We start from the raw sequence: 22098 nt of genomic DNA on the forward strand, positions 1-22098 counted from the left end.
CATAGAAATTGTTGAGAGCGGAACAACGTCCTTCAATTCTTAAGGTGTTTCACCTTTAGAGATTGATGAGATCGAAGTGGTTTTACGGAGTGAAGACCTTCAACTCTAGCATGTCCCATGCATAGAAGTTGTTGAGAGCGGAACAACGTCCTTCAATTCTTAAGGTGTTTCACCTTTAGAGATTGATGAGATCGGAGTATGGTTTTTACGTAGTGCAGACCTTCAACTCTAGCATGTCCCATGCGTAGAAGTTGTTGAGAGCGGAACGCAGTCCATCAGTTCTAAAGGTGTTCCACCTTTAGAAATTGATGGGGCGGAGTGCAGATGGAGTTGTTTCTGTACCCACCGTTTATTCGGATAAAAAGAGGCTAGGACATAACTTTATAAGTTATGTCCCAACCTCCTACAAATTAGGCTTCATATTCAATTAAGTATGGATAGAGTGAAGTATTGTATAATGCTTCTGAGTATTCAATCACTTTGCCTTGAGGACTAATGGCATGACGCGTTCTAAGAAGTCCAGCTGTTTCGGTGGTGACTAAAAACTTCTGTTGCTCAAAGGTCAGCATAGCCGCTTTAAAACCATCCTCAAAACGCTCAATCTTGAATCCGCGTTGGTCAAGGATTCTGTATAAAGATTCTTGTTCAAATGATTCAAGTGTAACATCTGTCAATGAACTCGGTAGATAGTATTCAAAATAAATATATGGCTGATGATCTAGCGTGTATAGTCGACAAAAACGCATGGCTTTTTCACCAAAGCACTTATAAGCAGACTGTTCTGGAGTTAGAGAAACTTCTTCAAATGAAAGATTTTTCTTTTGTACATCCAGTCCTGTCTTGTTAAGAATCTGTGTAAAGCTACCAGCCTTAGAGAGTTTGTTGTAAGGGCGGTTGCTCAAAACAGTGGTACCACGCCCACTTTTCTTTTCAACATATTCATCACTTGCTAGCAGTTCAATCGCATTTCTAACCGTGATTTTACTCACACCAAACAGCGCTTCAAGCTCAGATTCTGTAGGTAGCAAGCTACCTATTGGGTATTTTCCAGAAAATATATCTTCTTTTATTTGGTCAGCAATATCTAAATAAAGGACACTTTTTCGCTTCATCTATTCATCTGCTACTCAAAATATAGACAAATATATCTATATCGAGATTTCTCTAAAGCTCACACTTTTAGAATTACTGCTTCGTTGAACTCCGCCTCGTCATTTGCTCACTACTACGGTTTGTGTCGCTCTCCACAGTCGTTAATTCCCGACTAAGCCATCGGTACATTTACAAAGTTGCGTGTTTATGCGAGTACTTTGTATTTCTTCGCATCTTTCAAATTGAGACTGGCGTTGTAATCTCTGTCTGCTTTATATCCACAGTTATCGCAATGATACATGCGCTCAGATAACTTCAAGCCCACTTTTTTATCCCCACATTTATGGCATAATTTTGAACTTGGATAAAATCTATCCACTATCCGTAATTCGATAGTAGATACTTTACATTTATCTTCTAATTTTTTACGGAATGCATAAAAGGATTGGTCTCTTACTGCTTTTGAAAGATGGCGATTCTTCATCATACCTTTCACATTCAAGTCTTCAATTGTAATATATGCTGGTTTGGTTTTTACCAAGATAGATACAATCTTATTTTGTTTATCATTCCGACTATCAGCTAAACGTTTATGAAGTTTCTGTACCTTTAAGACTTGTTTTTCGATATTTTTGCGAGTAGCTTCTCCTCTCTTTAAATGTTTGTTTTTTGTACGCCTTTTTTCACTTTCGTATTTCCTCGATAGCTGGCGTTGTTGCCTCTTTAGTTGCTTTTCAAGTTTTCGTATCTTCCCTGACTTATTTATGTTTTTATAGGTTGCGCCATTAGATAAAATCGCAAAATCTTTTATCCCTAAATCAATTCCAATACCTTCGTTGATTTTTTCATTTGACACTTGAGTTGAATCGTCTTGCTCCACCAGTACCGACAGATAGTAGCGGTCAGCTTGTTGGCTAATTGTTCCACTCTTTATAATATGATGTTCATCATGTCTTGGAATGTAGCCCTTTTCTTTCAATCTAACCCAATTTAAGGAAGGTACTTTTATTCGATGTCGCTCACATTTAATAATGGTTCTTTTATCATTTTTTACAAAGTACATAGAAACGTTTTGGCGTTTTTTCTTTTTAAATTTAGGGAAATTTGCTTTTCCTTGAAAAAATCTTTCAAACGCCCTTTCGGTTTCCATAATGGCATGCTTCGTTGATTTTGCGTAAACCTCTTTTATCCAACTTTTATCAGGATTATTTGGAATATAGTCATTATTTAGCCATTTAGAGAAATCCTTACCCGATACAAATTTTCCGCCTGCTTTATACACTTCTTGGTTATGGGCGATATAAAAATTCTTCACATATCGTGCAACCCCAATAGTTCGCTTAATCTTTCCTTTTTGTTCTTCCGTCAGAAGAATTTCTGTCCTGTACGCCACTAACATCTTTATCACCTTCAATCTTCTTTTTATACTTTCGTAGTCCATAAATACGACAACTAGAAACATGGATGATTGAAATTAAATCCTCAACCCGTTCTTGTTGAGGGAATAAGCTGGGATTATTCAATACGACAACTGTTGTATCGAACTTCGAACATAACTTTTCAAACCAATCCTATCCAAACCGCACAAATCTATCTTTGAACGTGACATAGATGGTACCAATGTTTCCCACCATTACTTCGTCTAACAAGAGATTTTGCTTTTTTCGTTTATAGTTAAGACCACTGCCAATATCTACAATAACATCATCCAGAATGATTACTTTTGCATTCGCAAAATTTCTTGAAAACGCCACTTAATTTTTAAGTCATCTCTTTGCCCTACGTTAGGAACCCTGGCATAAGCAATAGGCTTTTTTCTCACTGTTCTTATCCGCTTTACTATAAGCTAAACACTGGTCTTCTGTATAATATTTTCGATTTTTAGGTGAACGATGCGCGATTAATGTTCCGTCATTATCCTAGCGTTGCAACGTTCTTACTGACACTCCCAATCGTAATGCCATTTGTTTTGGTTTCATCATAATACTTTCACCTCATGATAATTACAACTCATAACTGACTGTTTGTGTATAAATTTGCCTGCTGTTTACTTACTCCTTTTGCATAGTTTATACAAACATAATAACATTCTATTTGCCAACATTCTACATAAACTACATGAGATTTGACCAGGCTTTCCTAAATCTAAATAGAAGCTTAAACTCCTTGATTAAATTGATAGATCTTCTGCAAATATCCTTTGATACTTCTCAATCAAGTGAGCCCAGATAAATTGATTCAGCTCCAACACAATCTGTCGATCCTTGTGAGCAATCACTAGAGGATTAATTTCATTGGTATTAATCATCGAATAATCAATAAACTGATTATCTTCCGCGCGGGCATCAAGAAATTTTTGGCGATTTTCCGCACTAGCAAAATAGATAATTTTTCCTGTTCTCCACTCATTTGGTGCAAAATCGGGCGAAGATGTTCCAGTCTCTGGTTGAACCTCAAACTCAATAATGCTCTCTGCTAGTTCATAACTTGGTTTAAGTATAGAAGAAGCTTCATCAATCTGATAGGCCTTATTGACATTCAAAAGGAGCTCCTCATCTTTTAACGTGTGAAGAAATTGTTCGATGTATGCTTCGTCACTCAATGGCACCTTTTCTTGTGTTGTACTCTGACTCGTGGAGGCTTCAGTTCTTGCCTCTTCGTTTTTGGGTTTCAGTTGTTTATAAATAAATAATCCCAAGCTAATAAGAAGAAATGAAAGACATAAACCTATACCTATCTGTTTTTTATGTATACGATGCATCGTTACCCCCCTCTCATGATTGAGCCACTATTATTTAGGAGTGTGACTATCTTCACTTATTCTGAATGTTTTCTTCATAAATATCAATAGTTATTTTATGATACATGAATACAGAAGATTGTTTTTTTACTTAGCAAACATCGAAAAAAGCATAACACCCGTCTCTTAGACTGATGATATGCTTTAAATTTTGTTACTTATTCTTAACTTGGTTTATTCATTTGTTGGTAGAGAATCTGCTTCAGGTTCTTCTGTCTGCTCAATCAAAACTTTTCTCGGCTTACTTCCTTCAGAAGCACCGACAACGCCATGTGCTTCTAATTCATCAACTAAACGAGCGGCACGGTTGTAGCCGACACGGAATCGTCGTTGAAGAAGAGAGACACTGGCTGTCTGCATCTCAATCACCAAGGCTTTCGCTTCTTCATATAAGTCATCTTGTGGGTTGTCCGGAGAAACGCTAGCTGTCTCTTCTGATGGCATCATTTTTTCATCATAACGAGCCTCTTGTTGGTCGGTCACAAAATCGACAATTCTTTCCACTTCATGGTCAGAAATAAAAGCACCCTGTACACGAATCGGTTTGTTTTCCCCCATTGGTAAGAAGAGCATGTCCCCACGACCTAGGAGTTTTTCGGCACCATTGCTATCAATAATCGTTCTAGAATCGGTCCCGCTAGAAACGGCAAAGGCCATTCTTGACGGCACGTTTGCTTTGATGATTCCGGTAATGACATCAACACTTGGTCGTTGTGTTGCCAAAATCATGTGAATTCCAGCTGCTCGAGCCATTTGAGCCAAACGAATAATCGCATCTTCCACTTCATTGCTGGCAACCATCATCAGATCGGCCAACTCATCTACAATCACGACAATAAATGGTAAAGTTGGATGATTTTCACCCATTTCTAAATTCTTCTGAGCAACAAATTCATTGTAGCCAGAAATATTTCGAACACCAGTAGCTGCAAATTTTTCGTAACGTTCTTCCATCTCTTGCACCACTTTTTGTAATGCTTGTGCGGCTTTTCTTGGATTGGTTACAACCGGTGTTAATAAATGCGGAATTCCATTGTACACATTCAATTCTACCATTTTTGGATCAATCATCATCAATTTGACTTCATGAGGTTTTGCTTGCATCAAAATTCCGGTAATAATTCCATTTATCGCAACTGATTTCCCACTCCCTGTGGATCCTGCAATAAGTAAATGGGGCATTTTAGAGAGATCTGCCGTTTGAACCATGCCAGAAATATCTCTTCCTAAAGGAACTTCTAACAGTTTATCTGGGTGTTTTGGCTGTGCTTCAATAATATCTCTAAATGAGACCATGCTGATGGCACTATTTGGAACCTCAATCCCAATTAATGATTTCCCTGGGATTGGTGCTTCCATTCGGACATCTTTAGCAGCTAACGCTAACGCAATATCATCCGTTAAACTGACAATCTTACTAACTTTTACTCCTACTGCTGGTTGAACCTCAAATTTGGTTACAGAAGGCCCTAAGCTTGCTTTCACTACTTTGGCGTCCACACCAAAGCTTTGGAAGGTCTGTTCTAAAACACCAATATTTTTTTCGATTTTTTTGTATTCACTGCTTTGATCCGTCGCTGGGATTGAATCGAGGAGTGTAGCTGGTGGTAACTCATAATCTCGATTTTCCGTTTCTGCACGAATCTCAAAATTCAAATCACCCGTATCTTCAAGATCACCTGTCTCATCCATTGATGCGTGTTGACTAGAAGCACTTGAAGTCTGTCCCTGTGACTGCATTGGTTCAGGTTCATCGTATAAATAGTCATCAGTTGACTGTAGGTTTTCTTGATACCCATCAATGATTGAGCCCAAATCAAGCTGTTCTGGCTCAAATTCAGCAGGCTCAATCTGTTCTTTTGCTAAACGCTCGCCCTCTGATAACGGACGGACTTGGTTCTTTTGTTGCTCCTCATATTGTGCTTCTGCTTGCGCACGTGCTGCTTCTTTTTTTTCTTCGCGAATTCGCGCACGCTCTTCTTTGCGTTGTTCTTTTTGTTGTTGTTTTAAGGCTTGCTTTTCTGGGTCTCCAGCAAACAAATCATGCAATTTTTCGCCTACTAATTGGATTGAATCAGTCACCTCATGAATGTCTCGCATACTAAACAAAAACAGGCCGACCAAACCAAACAGAGTTGCTAAGATATAACTTCCTAGTTGGGAGACCATAAAATAAGTCCCACTATAAACCAAGGCCCCAATCATGCCCCCTCCGACATTTTGGACAATCTTTCCGCTTCGAATATCCATTGCGATCATATCCCAAGTTGTTCCCATGATGTTTGGGTCACCATTTTGTATTTTGCCAAATAATTGCGCATGTAAAAATAAGAGAACGGCCACATAAAAAAGAATCGCTCCGACCCATCTTCTAGGCTGGCCGTAAGTAATTTGTGTGTTTTTTATCATTAACCAGCCACCATAAACAATTAATATACTACATAAAATGGGGTAGGTATTTCCTCCAACGATTCGAAAGCCATTAGCAATAAGTGTACCTAAAAATCCTAGTTTTAGTAGACCGAATATGGCAAAAAGGATAAAAACAAATCCTAAAAGAATCGTTACTAATTGTTCTTGTTGTTTCTCTTGTTTTTTTGTTTTGCGTTTTTTAGTTGGGCGTTTACGTTTCGCCATTTTTCCATCCCTCTTTTCATCACTCTCCATTATACAAAAAAAAGAAGGCGAACAAAAGTTTTGTTTTCATAAATTTTCCATTCTTTCATTTTTTACTCAGGATTTTATTTTCATTTAATCTGAAATAAAAGCTTTTACTGAATAAAGAGAACGTTTATTTGCATTTTATGTGATTTATTTCGTTTATTTTCACGAGACAAAGAACCTCTATTCAGCAAGTTTAGCTAAACAGAGGAACAGTTGGAAAATTTAATTAAATAAACAGTTTATTTGATTCTAGCTATTTTCGCCATTTTCACGAATGACTGCTTGATACCAGTAATAACTATTTTTTTTATAACGAGCCAAACTACCGTTTTGATTTTCATCTTGATCAACATAAACAAAACCATAACGTTTTTGATAGCCGTTTAACCAGCTTAACAAGTCAGTATAGGACCATGTGCAATATCCAAGGACAGTTGCCCCATCAGAAATGGCTTCGCGAATTGCATGGACATGACTGCTTAAGTATTTTATTCGATACTCGTCATGAATTTCGTTTTCTTCGGTCAACTTGTCATATTCGCCCAAACCATTTTCCGTAATCATCACAGGCATCCGGTAACGACTTGTAATCCGGCGCAAGCCAATTCTCAACCCTTCAGGATCAATTTCCCAATCCCAGTTGGTTCGATCCACGAATGGATTGTCGACTTTTTTGTACATTCCTGGTGTTCCACTTTCCTCAGAGGTTCCTTTTTGGCCAGTGGTATTCATTTTACCCATACCCACACCATCTAGCGGATTGAACATATTGGTAGCTGTTTGGTAATAATTAATGCCTAAGAAGTCAGGCTTTGCTGATTCCAGAAGCTCTTGGTCGCCGTCTTCAATTGTTGGCGCCCATCCTTGCTCAAGCAGATAGTTTCTAGCAGCAATTGGATACTTACCCCACATATAAACATCCATCCAGTAATTCGCCATCAAATCTTCTGCATCTTCTGCGGCAAGAACATTCTTTGGATTACTATCAATGGCATAGTTTGGCGTGTAGGCAAAGCTCGGCCCAATCTTCCCAGGCATAGCCATTTCATGGAACTTATTAATAACGGTCGCATTAGCTAGAAAGGCAATATGGTTCACTGCGTACATCCGTTTTGGATCTTGGACCCCTGGTGGATGTGCAGCAAGCATATACCCCAGCGAGGTGAAGACATTTTGTTCATTTAGGCTGACCCAGTAATGTACTTTGTCACGGAATTCTTCAAATAGTGTCACTGCATAATTTGTGAAATCAGCGATAATGTTTCTTGATTCCCAACCACCATACTCGTCTTGTAACGCTTGTGGCAGGTCCCAATGATATAACGTCAGCATGGGTTCAATTTCATTTTTTCTTAACTCATCAATCAAGTCATGATAAAAGTCCAAACCTTTTTGATTCACTTCGCCACGGCCGTTTGGGAAAATACGCGTCCAAGCAACCGAAAAGCGGTACGTTTTTAACCCTTGTTCCTTCATTAAAGCAATATCTTCTTTATAACGGTGATAATGATCAACTGCCATATCACCATTTGTTCTCTTAAATGTTTTTCCAGGAATACGGACAAATTCATCCCATACAGAAACGCCCTTGCCGTCCTCTTGCCAAGCACCTTCTACTTGATAAGCGGCAGAAGCTGAACCCCATAGGAAATCTTTTGGAAAACTAGCTAGTTTTTTGTGTTCCATTTGATTCTTCCTCTCTTATATCTATGTCTGTGTACCTCACATTTAGAATACCATGGAACGTCAGTTAGTTCAAAGAAAAAAATAGAGATGAAACCATAAAAATATAGACTTTTTATTCTGATAAGTCATAAAAAAATCGATCGGTTATTCAGAGGTTGGGACATAACTTGTAAAGTGCTGCCCCAATCTCTCTAACCAATCGAATTTTTTGTTTCAAATGCATTTCGTATACGTTCTCAAGCATCAACTACGCGGAGTCTTATTTTGGCGCAACATCTTCGCCAAACCATTTGTCAGAGATTTTTGCAAAAGTTCCATCTTCTTGTAACTCTTTAAACCGTTTATTGATGTTTTCGACTAAGGTTTTATCTGATTTTCTGGCCCCTACAGCAAAGGCTTCAACTGTGTATTCACCATCGAGGATTGCATAATCATCAATTTTTCCATTTTGCGTCAAATAATAATTGGCATAAACCTTATCAATTAATAACCCGTCAATTCGTTTACTTTCCAAATCAATAAAGGCTTCACTAAAGCTTGCATACAACACCGCATCTTGGTCTGCAACAATATCTTGTAACACTTCTGGCTGATTTGTGAAGGATTCATAGCCTGAGGAACCTTCTTGAGCGCCTAGTTTTTTATCCTTCATATCCGCAAAAGAATTGATTTTGTCTTTTTTTGAAGCAACCAATACTTGTTCGTTTTTCATATAAGGATCTGTAAATAAAACTTTTTTCTCTCGTGCTGGATTCACTGAATAACCATTCCAAATCAAATCAATTGTGCCGTTCTCTAATTCTGTTTCTTTCATCGACCAATCAATCGATTGAAATTCAACTTCAATACCGTATTTATCGAAGACAGCATTGGCTAACTCCACGTCAAAGCCTGTAATTTCTCCTGCTTCATCTTTAAAGCCCATCGGAACAAAGGTATCATCTAATCCGACAATCACTTTTTTATTCTTTTCGATTGTTTCCCAAGAGTCCTTGCTGGCATCCGTTTTTGCCTCTTTTGAATTGCCACATGCGCCTAAAAATAAAATACTTACCATTACTACCAAACTCATCCCGAATTTTTTCATGTTTGTTTCCTCCGCTTTTTTTATTTTGGTGATACTTCTAATAATTGATCTGCAATTGCTTTAGCAAATGTTAGATCATGAGTGACAACAATTTGTGTTACGCCCTCTTCTTTTAATGATAAAATCAGGCTTTGTACCTGTTGTCTTAACTCTGGGTCTAACGCACTGGTTGGTTCATCATACGCTAACACACTAGGGTTCATCGCTAGTGCACGAGCAATCGCCACTCGCTGTTTTTGGCCTCCAGATAACTGGAAGGGATAACTCGCTAATAACTCGCTGATGCCCAAGGTTTGGGCTAACTCTTGAATTTTTTGTGTATAGGTCTCTTTCGTTTGTTTTAAGACCATTTTTGGTGCCAATGAAATATTATCAAAAACACTAAGATGTGGGAATAATTGGAAATCTTGAAAGACGACCCCGACCACTTGCTCATGTTCCGTTGTTTCAGTTGGATTAAAAGCTTTCCCATTTTGAAGGAACGTTCCGCTATCGATCGTTTCTAACCCTGCTAAGGTTCTGAGTAGCGTTGTTTTCCCGCCACCTGAAGGACCAACGATTGCTAGGATTTCCCCATCTGGAATCGTTAAATTTAAATTTTTGATGACTTCTTTATTACCAAATTTTTTACTGATATTTTTTAATTCAATCATGTTTAGCCCTCCTAACGATAATAGTTTAATTTGTTTTCAATTTGTTTCATGATTAGGGTGAAAATTCCCGTCATTAATAGGTAAATCAAGGCTACCCCTAACAATGGAAGTAAAGTCGCATCACGTTCCATAGCGATTTTTCCTGCGCGCATCAGATCACCTAAGCCTAAGATGTACACTAATGAAGAATCTTTCACTAGATTGATGACTTCATTTCCGATTGAAGGTAAGACAATTTTGACTACTTGAGGAATCACAATTTTGCGAATCGTTTGAAGCGGACGTAAACGCAAAACCTTGGCTGCTTCATATTGACCTTCTGGAATTGATTGTAAACCACCTCTGAAAATTTCTGCGAAGTATGCAGCATAGTTCAAAACAAAAGCAATTAATGCAGCGTCAAAACGATCGAACACAATTCCTACTTTAGGCAAGCCGTAGAAGAAGAAAATTAATTGAAGCAATAGAGGCGTCCCTCTTAATACCCACACATACGCTTGTAATAGATAATTGAGTGGTTTGAACGGAATTGATAACAGTAATGCGAGAACAATTCCTAAAGGCAAAGAGCCTAGTAAGGTAAAAGCAAATAATTTAATTGTGGTGATCGTTCCTACCAAAAGTTGGGGCATAACACTAACTACATAATCCATTTTTTTCTCCTCCTATTTTAAAAACAAAAAATCGCCCACTCAGCCTAAGCCAAGAGGACGTTATTAAACGTGGTGCCACCTCAGTTCACTTCTCTCTTACAAGAAAAGTCTCTATCAGTCATGAAGTACCAGAAAAGTGATTTCCTAAAAGAGGATAAAAAAAGTCCTTCAGTCAGAAGACTAAAGGACGTTAATAACGTGGTTCCACCTTTTATTCGTTAGCACCTTGCAGTGACTAACCTTATCTGGTCATCAATCAATGACCGCAGCTGTAACGGGCTCCCCGGATTTCCCTACTTCTGTTCAAGAAATCGACTCCAAGATGTGTTTCACAATCTACGACTATCTCTTCTCACCAACCAGAGACTCTCTTTAAGCTTTCGTCTGTTACTTGTCTTTTCGATGTCAAAATGTTTAAGTTGTTTATTAATTTACGCTACTATTCAACTTTTGTCAACTACTTTTTTAATTATTTTCTCATTTTTTCTAGCTCAATTGAAAATAGTGAGGTATGCTAGGGATATTAATTTGTAGTAAGGAGCTTATGTATGCATTTATTTATTCAGCGAAAAGAGGAACCCTTGTTTCTTGTACGTTTAGCAAAATATTTTTTATTAGGTGCGACCGCCCTCTTTTTTCTTGGCATTTTAGTGATTAGTCTGGTTTATTTTAATAACGGTTATCTCCCTTTTGAATTGACTCTTAGCGGCGAGCTATTGCTGATTGCGACAACCATCATCGGTACATTATTCATGGGGCTGCTATTGCTTCAATATAGAGCGAAACTCACTTCGGTCGTGTGGCTTATAGGAATCGCTCTTTTGTTACGGCTATTATGGATTCTGTTTGTTCAAACGGCTCCCGAACAAGATTTTCTTAAAATGTATCAAGCTTCTGTCCGATTTGCTAAAGGCGACTTTGGGTTTATGCAGGATATGTGGTATTTTGTTGTTTCTCCCTATCAACTTGGATTTGTTCTTTATGAGGGATTGATGATAAAAATTATCGGACCAAGTATTCTCGGTCTAAAGCTATTAAATGTTTTGTGGAGCACAGCAACTGTTTTTATGACGTATAAAATAGGTCAACAAGTTTTTTCAAAAAAAGTCGCGCTCCTAGCTGGCTGGTTCGTGGCTTTGTATGTGCCAAATATTGCTTTGACCTCCGTCTTAACCAACCAGATTGTTGCGCTTTTCATTTTCCTCGTTGCAATTTATCTGTTTTTGAAAGGTCAACGTTGGTTTCCATTGGTTGGGTTTCTGTTATTTATCGGCAACTTGACTCGCCCATTAGCCTCCATTTTGATTATTGCCCTTGTCCTTTATGGTCTCTTTTTTCAGTTACCTACTATTAAAAAGAAATTTCCTTTTTTGCTCCTTTTGCTAACTATTCCTCTTGTTTTCTTTATAAGTGGAAAGATCACAGATAAGATTTTGCTAGAAACACAGGTCACTACTGCAGATAGTGCGATCTCAACGGTCAATCCTTATTGGAAACTCGCTCTCGGTTTAAATCTTTCCTCAGAAGGGCACTGGAATAATGAAGATTATCAAAAGGTCAATCGATTTGAGACACAAAAACAAAGGGATGATGCCGCCAAACAATTAATTACAGAGCGAACAAAGAACCCTTTAGATTTGTGTAAATTAATGGTCAAGAAGTTCAAACGAATGTGGAATGACTTTGATTCGTCTATCTCTTGGGCAACTGATTTTAAAGATAATTTTTCTATCCGGCAAATTTTACTCTTTATGATTCAAAAGGTGCAATATTATGTTCTAATTATCGGCGCCTTCTTTGCGGTTCTCAAACTGACAAGTAAAAAACAAGCCTTCTACCTATTGTTATTAATCATTTTTGGTTATGTACTTGTTCATCAAATTGTTGAAATTCAAACACGCTACCGTTATTTTGTGTTCCCACTGATAGCGATTGTTTCTGCTGGTTTTTGGGAATCCTTTGAGCCACGTAAGTTTTTGGCTAAACGGACAATAACGGAAATGAACGAACCAAGAGGCTTTAACTAACATTGCTCAAACCAACAAGACAGAAAAATATGCTCGTAACATTTTTCTGTCTTGTTGGTCATTTTACTTATATAGGAGTGTCTCATGCTTAAAACTAATCGTTTACTTATTTGTTTTTTTATTCTCCTTTCAATTTTATTTTTAGTACCAGTCTATGATTTTTCTGCCCATCATCTACTATTAACGGGAGGCGATGATTATTTCTTCCACTTTTCGAGAATTACCGCGATGATTGAGCAGCTCAAAGAAAACGGTCTACCCGCCTACTTCTCGGCTTTTGGCGAACCTAAAATCCTTTATAGCGCAAATCTTTTTTATCCTTCGCTAACTTCAGTTTACCCAATCGCGCTCTTTTCACTGGGTACAAAATCACTGACTGCTGGACTGTACTTATATGTTTTTTTATTAAATTTATTCACGTGTTTTAGCTGTTTTATTTCTGCAAAATATGTACTCAATCGCACTATCCAGACCTATCAATCTGCTTCATTTCTAAAGATTGCACCGATTGTTTTCACTGTTCTTTATGTCTTTTCTACCTATCGTCTCAACGCCTTTTATGGACGAATGGCTCTGGGTGAATTCGTTTCTATCAGTTTTTATCCACTTGTTTTTGCCGGATTTTATAGCCTTGTTTTTGATTCTGGAAAAAAGAAAAGCTGGCTGATTCTTGGTCTAACAGGTTTAGCCTATACACACCTACTCTCTGCCATACTCTCAATTGTTATGCTAGTTGTTTTATTTGTATGCTCATTAATCGCTAGAAAAATCAATAAAGCAGTGATGTGGCAGCTAGTCTCATCTGCTGTGATAACGATTCTACTCTCTGCTGCTAGTATTGTGCCAATCGCTTATGAGTTAGCGTATTTCCCCGTTCGCTCTGTTTTGAAATACCCGTTAATTAACAGCAGCTATGGGATTAAGCCGATTCTTCTTTCTTCTTTAAAAAATGAGTTATCTTATACCAGTATGGGAACTGTTTTAATTTTAGGTTTAGGCGTTGGTGCGAGTCTCTTTCTTTTCAAAAAGAAATTGCCCATAATGAATAATTCCCTACTTTATGGACTACTCTTAATTTCACTAGCCATTTGTTTTTTGTTAACCAATAAATTTCCTTGGTCATTTTTCCAAGAAACACCCGTCTCAACGATTCAGTTCCCTTTTCGTTTGTCTGTCTATTTGCTTGTTTTCGGCCTGTTTTTCGTCAGCATTATCTTTACAGACCTTGGACTGACTCTTTTAAAGAACAAGTGGCTCTTTCTAGCTTTGGGTACCGTTTGTATTCTAGGAGTCAGCTTTTATAGCACAGATAAGCTGATTACTGGGTTAAACCAAGACAAAACCTTTGTCTTTCATTCTGATGAAGAGTTACTGACCTCCAGAAGATTCCAAAATTATCGAAACAAAGATTATTTTGTCAAAGGCTTAACTGCCGAACAGGAACAATCAATTTTCACAAAAAAGGGCTGGATTAATCAAGAAGAGCGACCAATGCCTTATGAGTGGAAAAATGGTCAAACAAGCTTTAATTTTATGTCACTCACAAAGTCTTCTGCAATTGATTTACCCATCGTAGCGTATCCTGGACTCCACGTTTATGATGAGTCGGGACAAATATTGCCTAGTGAACAGTCAGAACGTGGCACCTTCTTGATTCAATTAGATAAACCACAGAAGGTCGTAATCGCCTACCATGCACCTATTATCATTCGAATCAGCCAATGGATTTCAGCACTAACTTTGTTAACTTTCGTGAGTCTACCCAGTATTAAAAAACGTAGGAGATGAGTCGATTGACTTGTCTCCTACCTTTAAAAAGTTGGTTAGATTCTTTTTGCCTGTTTCTGTTGATTTTTTTAATGGTAAAGATCAAAGCGCCCTTTAGCCATAGCTTCTTTGATACCACCTGTTTCAAGTAAGGATTTATTCATAATCATTTTTTTGATAAATGAAGCAGGGTAACCTTTCACCGCACTTTTTCCAACTAAACCTAGTGCATGAGTATTACCAATAGATGCGACCGAGCCTTGAGATTTAAAGGTAAAGCCTTCTGTTTTTTCTCCTTTAAGTTGATGAAGAATGTTCTTAGCAGACATTGTTCCCATCTTCAAAGCGATTTGTGCAGTTGTTGGGTAAGGACGATTTGTTTCTGGATCCATCACTGCTGAGACATCCCCAATAACATAAACATTTTTATGGTCGGGGTCAGTTAAGTCTGCACTAACTGTTACACGGCCACGTCGTTCTGAAAATCCCGATTCACCAATGACGTGACTGCCGCTGACACCTGTCGTCCAAATAATTGTTTGGGCGGCGAGCTCCTTGGTTTCACCAGTTTCTGCATTTTCTTGATACACGACAACGCCTGGTTTAATTTCTTTGATTGGTTTGCCTGTTCGCCATTGAACGCCCCAATCAGTTAGATGTTTGACTGCATAATCCGCTAGTTTTTCATCAAACATTGGAAGTAAACGAGTGACTGCTTCTACACAGTAGATTTGAATTTTTTCAGGTGAGACACCCGCAATTTGAGCAAATTCTTTTTTGCCTTCGATTAAAGAACCTAATAATTCGATACCCGTAAAGCCTGCGCCACAAACAACAATTTTCAAATAGTTTTCCTCTTTTGTGGCTGCGTATTGTTGCATCATTTGTTTGATATGTTCATGAACCTTGACTGCTGAGTCCACATCAACCATTTCTAAGGCATTTTCTGAGACGCCTTTGATACCAAATGATTCTGATTGGAAGCCTAAAGCAACCACTAGATAATCATAAGAAAGGGATTCACCTGAATCGAGTGTTACTTTTTGATTGTCTCGATCAATCTTTTGAACTTTGGCTTGTGTAAAAGTCGTTTTCTCAGAATTCACAACGTCTTTAATCTCATAAGTAATCTTTTCTTTTGACTGTGTTCCTGCGGCGACCTCATGTAAGTCAGTTGCTTCAAAATGATACGTATTTTGATCAACTAAGGTAATATGAACGTCCTCTTTACTTTTTTGTAGTTCTTTTAATGTCCGCAAACCTGCATACCCTGCTCCTAAAATAACTATTTCTGTCATGGTACTTCGCTCTCCTTATAATATGATCCCAATTAAGAAGCTAAACACTTGGGCAAATGCACCTAACGCTAATATCCGAATTGCACAAATAAAGGTTGTTTGTTTCTCTTGTTTCTTTAAAAATAGCCGGATTTGTTTGAGAACAATTGGCAATATAATAAAACTTGCTAACATCCATATCGGGGCAAGTTTCAAGACGACTGCCAACACCAAACTAAGTAAAGCTAACACATTAAATAACACAAAAAGTTTTATTGAACGTGGCTTTCCTAAGTAGTGAACGAGTGTATAGCGCTGATTTTTTTCGTCCTCTTCGACATCACAGATATTATTGGCTAGCATCAAATTTGCAATCCAAAGTGTATTGGGAAGTGATATCAAAATTATCCCTCCAACTGTTTCAAAAGTCCATTGAAACGATTCATAGGTGTTTAAATAGACACAAATCAAGGAAATCATGAAACCCATCGTAAACCCTGAGAAAAATTCTCCTAAAGGTAGACTAGATAATGGTCTAGGTCCAGAAGAATAAAAGATCCCCACTAAATAACAATAGATACCCATAACTAACAAGGGCCAGCCAACGACAAATGATAGGCCAATCCCGATGAGGGCAGAAACCAAAATCATCCCCACCATTAATCGAAAGACAAGCTTTAAAGATAGATTCTCTCGACCGATGATGTTTGTTTTTTCTTTATAGTCATGGACATCTGTCGCATGATGATAGTCGTTATAATTATCAAGAATATCAACAGCCATATTAAAAATGAACATGGCAACAAAATATAAAAAGACATAAAAAAGATGGACAGACTGATAGTTATACCAGCTATAACATAAACCAATAAAAAACGGAAAAACACTCGCTGTCTTAGCTTTAAATTCTACTAATTCCAAAAATACAGATAAACTCATCTCACAACCACTTTTCTTTACAATTTTAGGCATTACGCTAGTCAATGTTGGCTCCCTGAGGTAAAATAAACACTGTTGATTAGTTTATTTGAAAGGATTACATTATGCTAGACTACTGGAACAATTATCCTACAATACAAGAAAAACTCAAAGCCGTATGCTCACTGATTGAGTCTCAAGTACAAGTTAGGAATTTAGAGATACAAGAAGCGTTGATGAACCTGACTCAAGCAGGAGGAAAAATGCTACGACCGGCTCTGTTTTTATTATTTTCTGAGGTCGGCGATAAAACCCAACACAATGAAGACCAACTAATTAAAGTAGCGACTTCACTAGAGATTTTGCATATGGCGACTTTGATTCATGATGATGTCATTGATGATTCCCCACTGCGTCGTGGGATTATTACAGTCCAATCTGAATATGGAAAAGATGTGGCTGTCTATACAGGCGACTTATTATTCACGGTTTTCTTCGATCTTTTGTCTGATGCTATGAATGGCTCTGAATTCTTACATACCAATGCACGTTCAATGAAAAGACTCCTTCTTGGCGAATTGGATCAGATGCATGTTCGTTTTGATCAAAATCAAACACTTAATGATTATCTTCGCAGTGTCAACGGCAAAACCGCTGAACTCTTTTGGTTAGCCTGTATTGAAGGTGCTCATTTTGGAAAAGCTGACGCAGACACCCAACAGCTAGCAGGTAGAATAGGTAGAAATATTGGGGTAGCTTTTCAAGTATATGACGACATCCTTGATTATATATCAGATACTGAAAAATTAAAAAAACCAGTGCTAGAAGATTTGGCTCAAGGAGTGTATACCTTACCTCTTTTGTTAGCAAAAGAAGAACATCCTGAAGTATTTGCGCCTTATTTGGATAAAAGAGAATCGATTACAGTTGAAGAAGCACACGAAGTCAGTACCCTTGTGTTGGAATATGACGGGGTTGATAAGGCTAAAGAGTTTGCGCTCGAGTTCACCGAAAAAGCCTTGGCTGAGATTGAACAGCTTCCTGATAGCCCAGGAAAAACAATGATTAAACAACTAACCTCGGACTTATTAGGTCGCGATTATTAAGCGGCCATCTATGAACAAAAGCTCTATTTTTATTTATTGATAGAAAGAGACTGATAGATAGCAGACCTGTATCCCCTAAGACGTTAAGTCTAGGGTCCGGGCTTACTTTCTTCCAGTCTTTTTTGGCTACCTCTTTTTGTTAACTTTTAATCAATCGCGACAAAAATACTTACCTCACCGTTTGCTTTATACTGCTCAAAATCAAAGTCATAGACTCGTTTGATCTGCTGATTGTCCTCCTCTGCCCAAATCTTCTGCCAGGTGTTTATCACGCCTAATTTATCGTCAGAGTCGACAATGTATTCCTTCCACTGATACTTCGTCGTGTCAAAGATTCCGTCAGCTACCTCTTCTGGACACAAAGAAACAGAATAGTCCCCTTTATAATTTGTTTGATACGCATGATAGACACAAACAATTGTTCCGCCCTTTTCAAACGTCTCCTGAACGGTTGAAGCATTTATCTCCCATAGTGATAAGATTTTAGTTTGAATCGCTGGATCTGTAAAATTATTGGTTCTTTCTGATTTTAAAATTGAAAATTTCATGTGTTCTCCTCCTCATTAATCTACTTTCATGATACGATAGAAACCCTGACACCCTATGTCATAATTAATAAGATAGATGAAAGGAAGCGTGAATTTGAGTACCCATCGGTTATTTGGCATCATTTATTATCTCATCAATAACAATAAAGCCACTATCACGGAGCTTGCAGAACACTTTGAGGTTTCTAGCAGAACGATTCATAGAGACATCAACAAATTGAGTAGCTTAGGTATCCCCATCTATACGCAAACAGGGAGAAATGGTGGGATTCATTTACTAGATAATTTTCTTCTGACAAAAGTCCTCCTGTCAGAAGAGGAACAAAATAATCTTTTGCTTGCCCTTAAAGGAACCCGAAAGATCAATCCACAGATCAGTGACCAGGCCTTCACTAAACTGCACTCACTGTTTCAATCAACCTTTGATGATTGGTTGGAGGTTGACTTTTCTACCTGGCAGCAAACGACCTCTGCTGATGAAAAATTTGGCTTATTAAAAACTAGTATCTTGGCTAAGCGACAAATTGAATTTACATATGTGAGTACAGGCAAGTCCCCTAAACGGCGTAGGGGGCAGCCTTACAAATTAGTCTTTAAGTCTCAAGCATGGTATCTTCAGGCGCTGTGTTTAGAAGCCAATCAATTCAGATACTTTAAAGTCAATCGAATGAGTGACATCTTTGTGACAGATAGGCCCTTTCAACCGCAAGAAGCGGCTCTTCCTGAGCTGCCTAAAACAAACAGAGAACAGGAAAAAATCCCTGTAATTCTTGAATTCTCAAAAGAGGTTTTTTATCGTGTATATGATGAATTTGACTATGAGACAATCACACAAAAAGATAAACAGACGGTTCGCGTAGAGACCCTGTTACCAAATCAAGAATGGCTAATCCGTTATCTTCTATCCTTTGGTAAGTCTTTAAATGTTTTGTCGCCAGAAAGTTTAAGAAATGAGCTAAAAGAAGAAATTACGCAGATAATGACTCTTCTTACCGAGGAGGCTTCCATCGACTAAGAGCCCATAAACTAAGGAGGTTGGGGCAGAAGTGTTTAACTCCGAGAACCGGGGAGGTACTGTGCAACATCAACTCATACTTCGTTGTGTTTTACAGCACCGAGTAGGTACTGTGCAACATCAACTCATACTCGTTGTGTTTTACAGCAATAAGAGGGAATTCACGAAAATGACAAGAAACACGAAAGCCTTTCTTTCGATGTTGATTGATTCCTACGTGGTGCTCTTCAAATTTTTGTGAATTTCAGTTTATTTCCGAACCTTCAACTCTAGCATGTCTCATGCGTAGAAGTTGTTGAGTAAGTGCCCAATAAAATAGTACCTACACGCCAAATAACCCAAGCCTTATACTAAGCTTAGGTTATTTGGTCTATTTGTAAGTGGTTGTACATAAAGCTTGAACGTCAGATTTCCAGGGAAGTAAGGCATCTAACCCTTCATCTGATAGAGTCTCCATATTTGGCACGCGATCAAATAGGAATTCTATATACCGAATCGGGTTGAGACCGTTAGCCACTGCCGTTCGATAGATACTCAAAATCACGCCTGATGTTCGTGCACCTTCTAAGCTACAGGAATGCATGTAATTTTTTCGCCCAATCACCAGCTCTTTTATGTGGCGCTCGGCCAAATTATTACTTAATTCCAATCGACCATCCTCAAAGATTCGCTCAAAACCGCTTCGTATCTTCCGTACATATTCAACGGCGTTCGCTAGCTTCGATTTTGGGACGGCAACGAACGTATCTAACCATTCATAAAAGTTATTCACTAATGGCTTCAGATAGCCTTGACGCTTATCAAAGCGTTTCTCAATGGTGTATTCTTTCCAGTTACGTTCTAGCTCAAACCAGATATCGAGCATTTTCACAGCGACAACTGCTGGCGTTTGTTCGGCCTTACCATTTTTTGGAATGGCTTCAAAAAACTTTCGACGTGCGTGCGCAAGGCAATAGACGAGCTTCACATCCGTTACATAATTATACCCTGCATAGCCATCACAATGAAGATACCCCTTAAAGTCAGACAAAAACTCTTTCGGTACTGTCCCAGATTTAGACTCTGCATGATGGTAATAGGCAATAGGCTGTGCACTATGTTTCCCGGTTGAGAAGAGCCAGTAATAGGTTTTTGCTTTTTTACTCTGAATCACTTGATAGCTCGTCTCGTCTGCATGAAGAATCTCTTCTTGATTCAAATAATGTTTGAATCGTTCGGCAACCGGATCTAACGCATGATGACAAGCTTTGATATGCCAGTTTGTCATATTATCGCGTGAGATATCGAGTCCGAGTGTTTCTCGCCAATAAATTTCTTGGCGATTCGCTGGACTTTTTTGACCGAATTTTAGACGGATTGTTTCCGCAATAATACTGTTTGAGCCTAAACTATTTGGGACGACTGGTTTAGGAACAGGTGCCTTCTTATAGGAAGAAACATCTGCCTTTTCACATGCCTTACAACAATAAGTGTGTTGAATGTGAGCCAATCGATCCAACATTGCTTGATGGAATCGGACCTCTTCACGTAATTTTGTTGTACCGATATCAATCATTTGAGTACCACAATGTTCACAAGAACGTTCTTCTTGTGGAAGTTCATGGTGTATTTCAGTTAAAGGAAGGTGCGCGATTTTCTCAGCTTTTTGGCCACTCTTCCTTTTAGACTTTTTTTCAGGGGCCGGTTTTTCTTCTTTGGGTACGGTAAATATAGAGGCCTCTTCGAGTTCCTCTGTGAATAAATTTAATTGACCACTAACATCTGAGGAAATAGTCTCCTTTGAGCGCCCGAATTGGCGATTCATAAAGTAGTTGAGTTTTTCATTCAGTAGTTGAATTTCGGTGGTTAATGCTTGGTTGGTTTTCTTTAGAGAATCAATCGTTTCAGTCTGATTTTTTAAAAGTTCAAGTAAGACATTTACATCAATCTCAACGTTATTTGTTGAACTTACATCTGTCGATATATCCAAAAAAATCCACCACCATTCTATCTATTTTTCTTCCCTTTATTATACCATTTTTCAGAACAAAAAAACAGATAAAAACCGCATTAAATCAATGTTTATTACGGTTTTTATCTATTAGAATTGGCCTCTTTTCCCTGGCTTTATCGCCCTGGGTTGATCGATGTCCAACCCTTCAAATAACCAACGAATTTGTTGACTAGTTAGTTGTCGAACCTCTTCTTTTTTTCTAGGCCACTTGAGTCGGCCATCTTGAATCCTTTTATAACATAAGAGGAAGCCGTCACCATCCCAATACAAAATTTTGAAACGATCACATCGATTACCGCAAAAAAGGAAGAGGGCATCTGAATAAACATCTAGCTCGTACTCTTGTTGGATGAGACTCGCCAATCCGTCAATTCCACGACGAAGGTCTGTTTTCCCAGTGACGATATACAAGTTCTTTACTTTAGTGAAATCAAGAAGCACGTCATCTCAACTCCCTAAGCACTGCGGCAAGAATATAACTACTGATACCATTATAAAGATGTATTTCAGAGCCATCTTTTCTTTTTATTCGTGCAGCTAGCTTCGCACTCACTACTTTCTGATTTTGTTTCTGGTCTGGCTGCGTATGAAGCTGAATGGGTACAATTTCGTTTGTCTTGGTCAAACAAACACCTCCAATTTACTTGATAAGCCAAGTATACCCGGAGGTGTCGCTTGATTATAGGTACCTAGTTATTAGGCTCTTACGTTGTTGAGAGCGGAACAACGTGAAGATGGAGTTGCTTCTGTGCCCACCGTTTATTCAGAGAATAGGAGCATGGGGCATAACTTTTTGAGTTATGTCCCATGCT

At 38.3% G+C, this 22098-nt stretch carries 18 protein-coding genes, 1 pseudogene and 1 other annotated feature; of the genes and pseudogenes, 4 read left to right on the forward strand and 15 right to left on the reverse strand.

Going from position 1 to position 22098, the window contains the following annotated elements:
* Positions 1-410: 410 nt before the first annotated feature.
* From IGI37_RS12985 to IGI37_RS13025, 9 genes and pseudogenes are all read right to left on the reverse strand, one after another.
* Positions 411-1112: a GntR family transcriptional regulator gene (locus IGI37_RS12985; protein ID WP_438762396.1), complete on the reverse strand. Its 702-nt coding sequence runs from the start codon at positions 1110-1112 to the stop codon at positions 411-413.
* Positions 1113-1297: 185 nt separating this feature from the next.
* Positions 1298-2491: an RNA-guided endonuclease InsQ/TnpB family protein gene (locus tag IGI37_RS12990; protein WP_438762397.1), complete on the reverse strand. Its 1194-nt coding sequence runs from the start codon at positions 2489-2491 to the stop codon at positions 1298-1300.
* Positions 2433-3074: pseudogene (locus tag IGI37_RS12995) on the reverse strand (IS607 family transposase). Before IGI37_RS12995 ends, IGI37_RS12990 begins: the two are co-directional and overlap by 59 nt.
* A 188-nt stretch (positions 3075-3262) precedes the next feature.
* Positions 3263-3853 (reverse strand): hypothetical protein, encoded by a 591-nt coding sequence (locus IGI37_RS13000; RefSeq protein ID WP_438762398.1) that lies wholly within the window; start codon positions 3851-3853, stop codon positions 3263-3265.
* Between the two features lie 213 nt (positions 3854-4066).
* The gene (locus IGI37_RS13005) at positions 4067-6529 is read right to left on the reverse strand and encodes a DNA translocase FtsK (protein ID WP_438762399.1); all 2463 of its coding nucleotides are present in this window, start codon (positions 6527-6529) and stop codon (positions 4067-4069) included.
* Positions 6530-6805: 276 nt separating this feature from the next.
* Positions 6806-8242: a glycoside hydrolase family 1 protein gene (locus tag IGI37_RS13010; RefSeq protein ID WP_438762400.1), complete on the reverse strand. Its 1437-nt coding sequence runs from the start codon at positions 8240-8242 to the stop codon at positions 6806-6808.
* A gap of 259 nt (positions 8243-8501) precedes the next feature.
* Entirely contained in the window at positions 8502-9329 is an 828-nt protein-coding gene (locus IGI37_RS13015; protein WP_438762401.1) for an amino acid ABC transporter substrate-binding protein, read from the reverse strand.
* A gap of 20 nt (positions 9330-9349) precedes the next feature.
* Positions 9350-9982: an amino acid ABC transporter ATP-binding protein gene (locus IGI37_RS13020; protein WP_438762402.1), complete on the reverse strand. Its 633-nt coding sequence runs from the start codon at positions 9980-9982 to the stop codon at positions 9350-9352.
* 11 nt (positions 9983-9993) lie between these two features.
* On the reverse strand, positions 9994-10635 hold the full coding sequence (locus IGI37_RS13025; protein ID WP_438762403.1) for an amino acid ABC transporter permease: 642 nt from the start codon (positions 10633-10635) through the stop codon (positions 9994-9996).
* A gap of 180 nt (positions 10636-10815) precedes the next feature.
* Positions 10816-11047 (reverse strand) — a binding site (T-box leader).
* 136 nt (positions 11048-11183) lie between these two features.
* Here IGI37_RS13025 and IGI37_RS13030 point away from each other — a divergent pair.
* Entirely contained in the window at positions 11184-12662 is a 1479-nt protein-coding gene (locus tag IGI37_RS13030; protein ID WP_438762404.1) for an ArnT family glycosyltransferase, read from the forward strand.
* Between the two features lie 84 nt (positions 12663-12746).
* A complete protein-coding gene (locus tag IGI37_RS13035; protein ID WP_438762405.1) occupies positions 12747-14450 on the forward strand; it encodes a hypothetical protein in 1704 nt (567 codons plus the stop codon).
* Positions 14451-14518: 68 nt separating this feature from the next.
* On the opposite strand, the gene IGI37_RS13040 is transcribed toward IGI37_RS13035, so the two are convergent.
* Together IGI37_RS13040 and IGI37_RS13045 are read right to left on the reverse strand one after the other, a co-directional pair.
* Complete coding sequence (locus IGI37_RS13040) at positions 14519-15727, reverse strand: NAD(P)/FAD-dependent oxidoreductase (RefSeq protein WP_438762406.1); 1209 nt, start codon at positions 15725-15727, stop codon at positions 14519-14521.
* Positions 15728-15742: 15 nt separating this feature from the next.
* Positions 15743-16645, reverse strand: a complete 903-nt coding sequence (locus tag IGI37_RS13045) for a prenyltransferase (protein ID WP_438762407.1) — start codon at positions 16643-16645, stop codon at positions 15743-15745.
* Between the two features lie 104 nt (positions 16646-16749).
* On the opposite strand from IGI37_RS13045, the gene IGI37_RS13050 reads away from it, so the two are divergent.
* Positions 16750-17730, forward strand: coding sequence for a polyprenyl synthetase family protein (locus tag IGI37_RS13050; RefSeq protein ID WP_438762408.1), 981 nt, complete (start codon positions 16750-16752; stop codon positions 17728-17730).
* A gap of 146 nt (positions 17731-17876) precedes the next feature.
* Here the strand turns inward: IGI37_RS13050 and IGI37_RS13055 are convergent, their stop codons facing one another.
* Entirely contained in the window at positions 17877-18278 is a 402-nt protein-coding gene (locus tag IGI37_RS13055) for a transcriptional regulator (protein WP_438762409.1), read from the reverse strand.
* Between the two features lie 88 nt (positions 18279-18366).
* Here IGI37_RS13055 and IGI37_RS13060 point away from each other — a divergent pair, with 88 nt between their 5' ends.
* Entirely contained in the window at positions 18367-19293 is a 927-nt protein-coding gene (locus tag IGI37_RS13060; protein ID WP_438762410.1) for a helix-turn-helix transcriptional regulator, read from the forward strand.
* A gap of 370 nt (positions 19294-19663) precedes the next feature.
* Here the strand turns inward: IGI37_RS13060 and tnpC are convergent, their stop codons facing one another.
* The 3 genes from tnpC to IGI37_RS13075 form a co-directional block, all read right to left on the reverse strand.
* Positions 19664-21262, reverse strand: coding sequence for an IS66 family transposase (gene tnpC / locus IGI37_RS13065; protein WP_438762411.1), 1599 nt, complete (start codon positions 21260-21262; stop codon positions 19664-19666).
* A gap of 111 nt (positions 21263-21373) precedes the next feature.
* Entirely contained in the window at positions 21374-21727 is a 354-nt protein-coding gene (tnpB, locus tag IGI37_RS13070) for an IS66 family insertion sequence element accessory protein TnpB (protein WP_438759491.1), read from the reverse strand.
* A 1-nt stretch (position 21728) separates the two neighbouring features.
* Complete coding sequence (locus tag IGI37_RS13075) at positions 21729-21911, reverse strand: hypothetical protein (RefSeq protein WP_438762412.1); 183 nt, start codon at positions 21909-21911, stop codon at positions 21729-21731.
* Positions 21912-22098: the final 187 nt, after the last annotated feature.

Origin of the sequence: Enterococcus sp. AZ194, assembly GCF_051713825.1 — a bacterium.
GTDB lineage: Bacteria > Bacillota > Bacilli > Lactobacillales > Enterococcaceae > Enterococcus_K.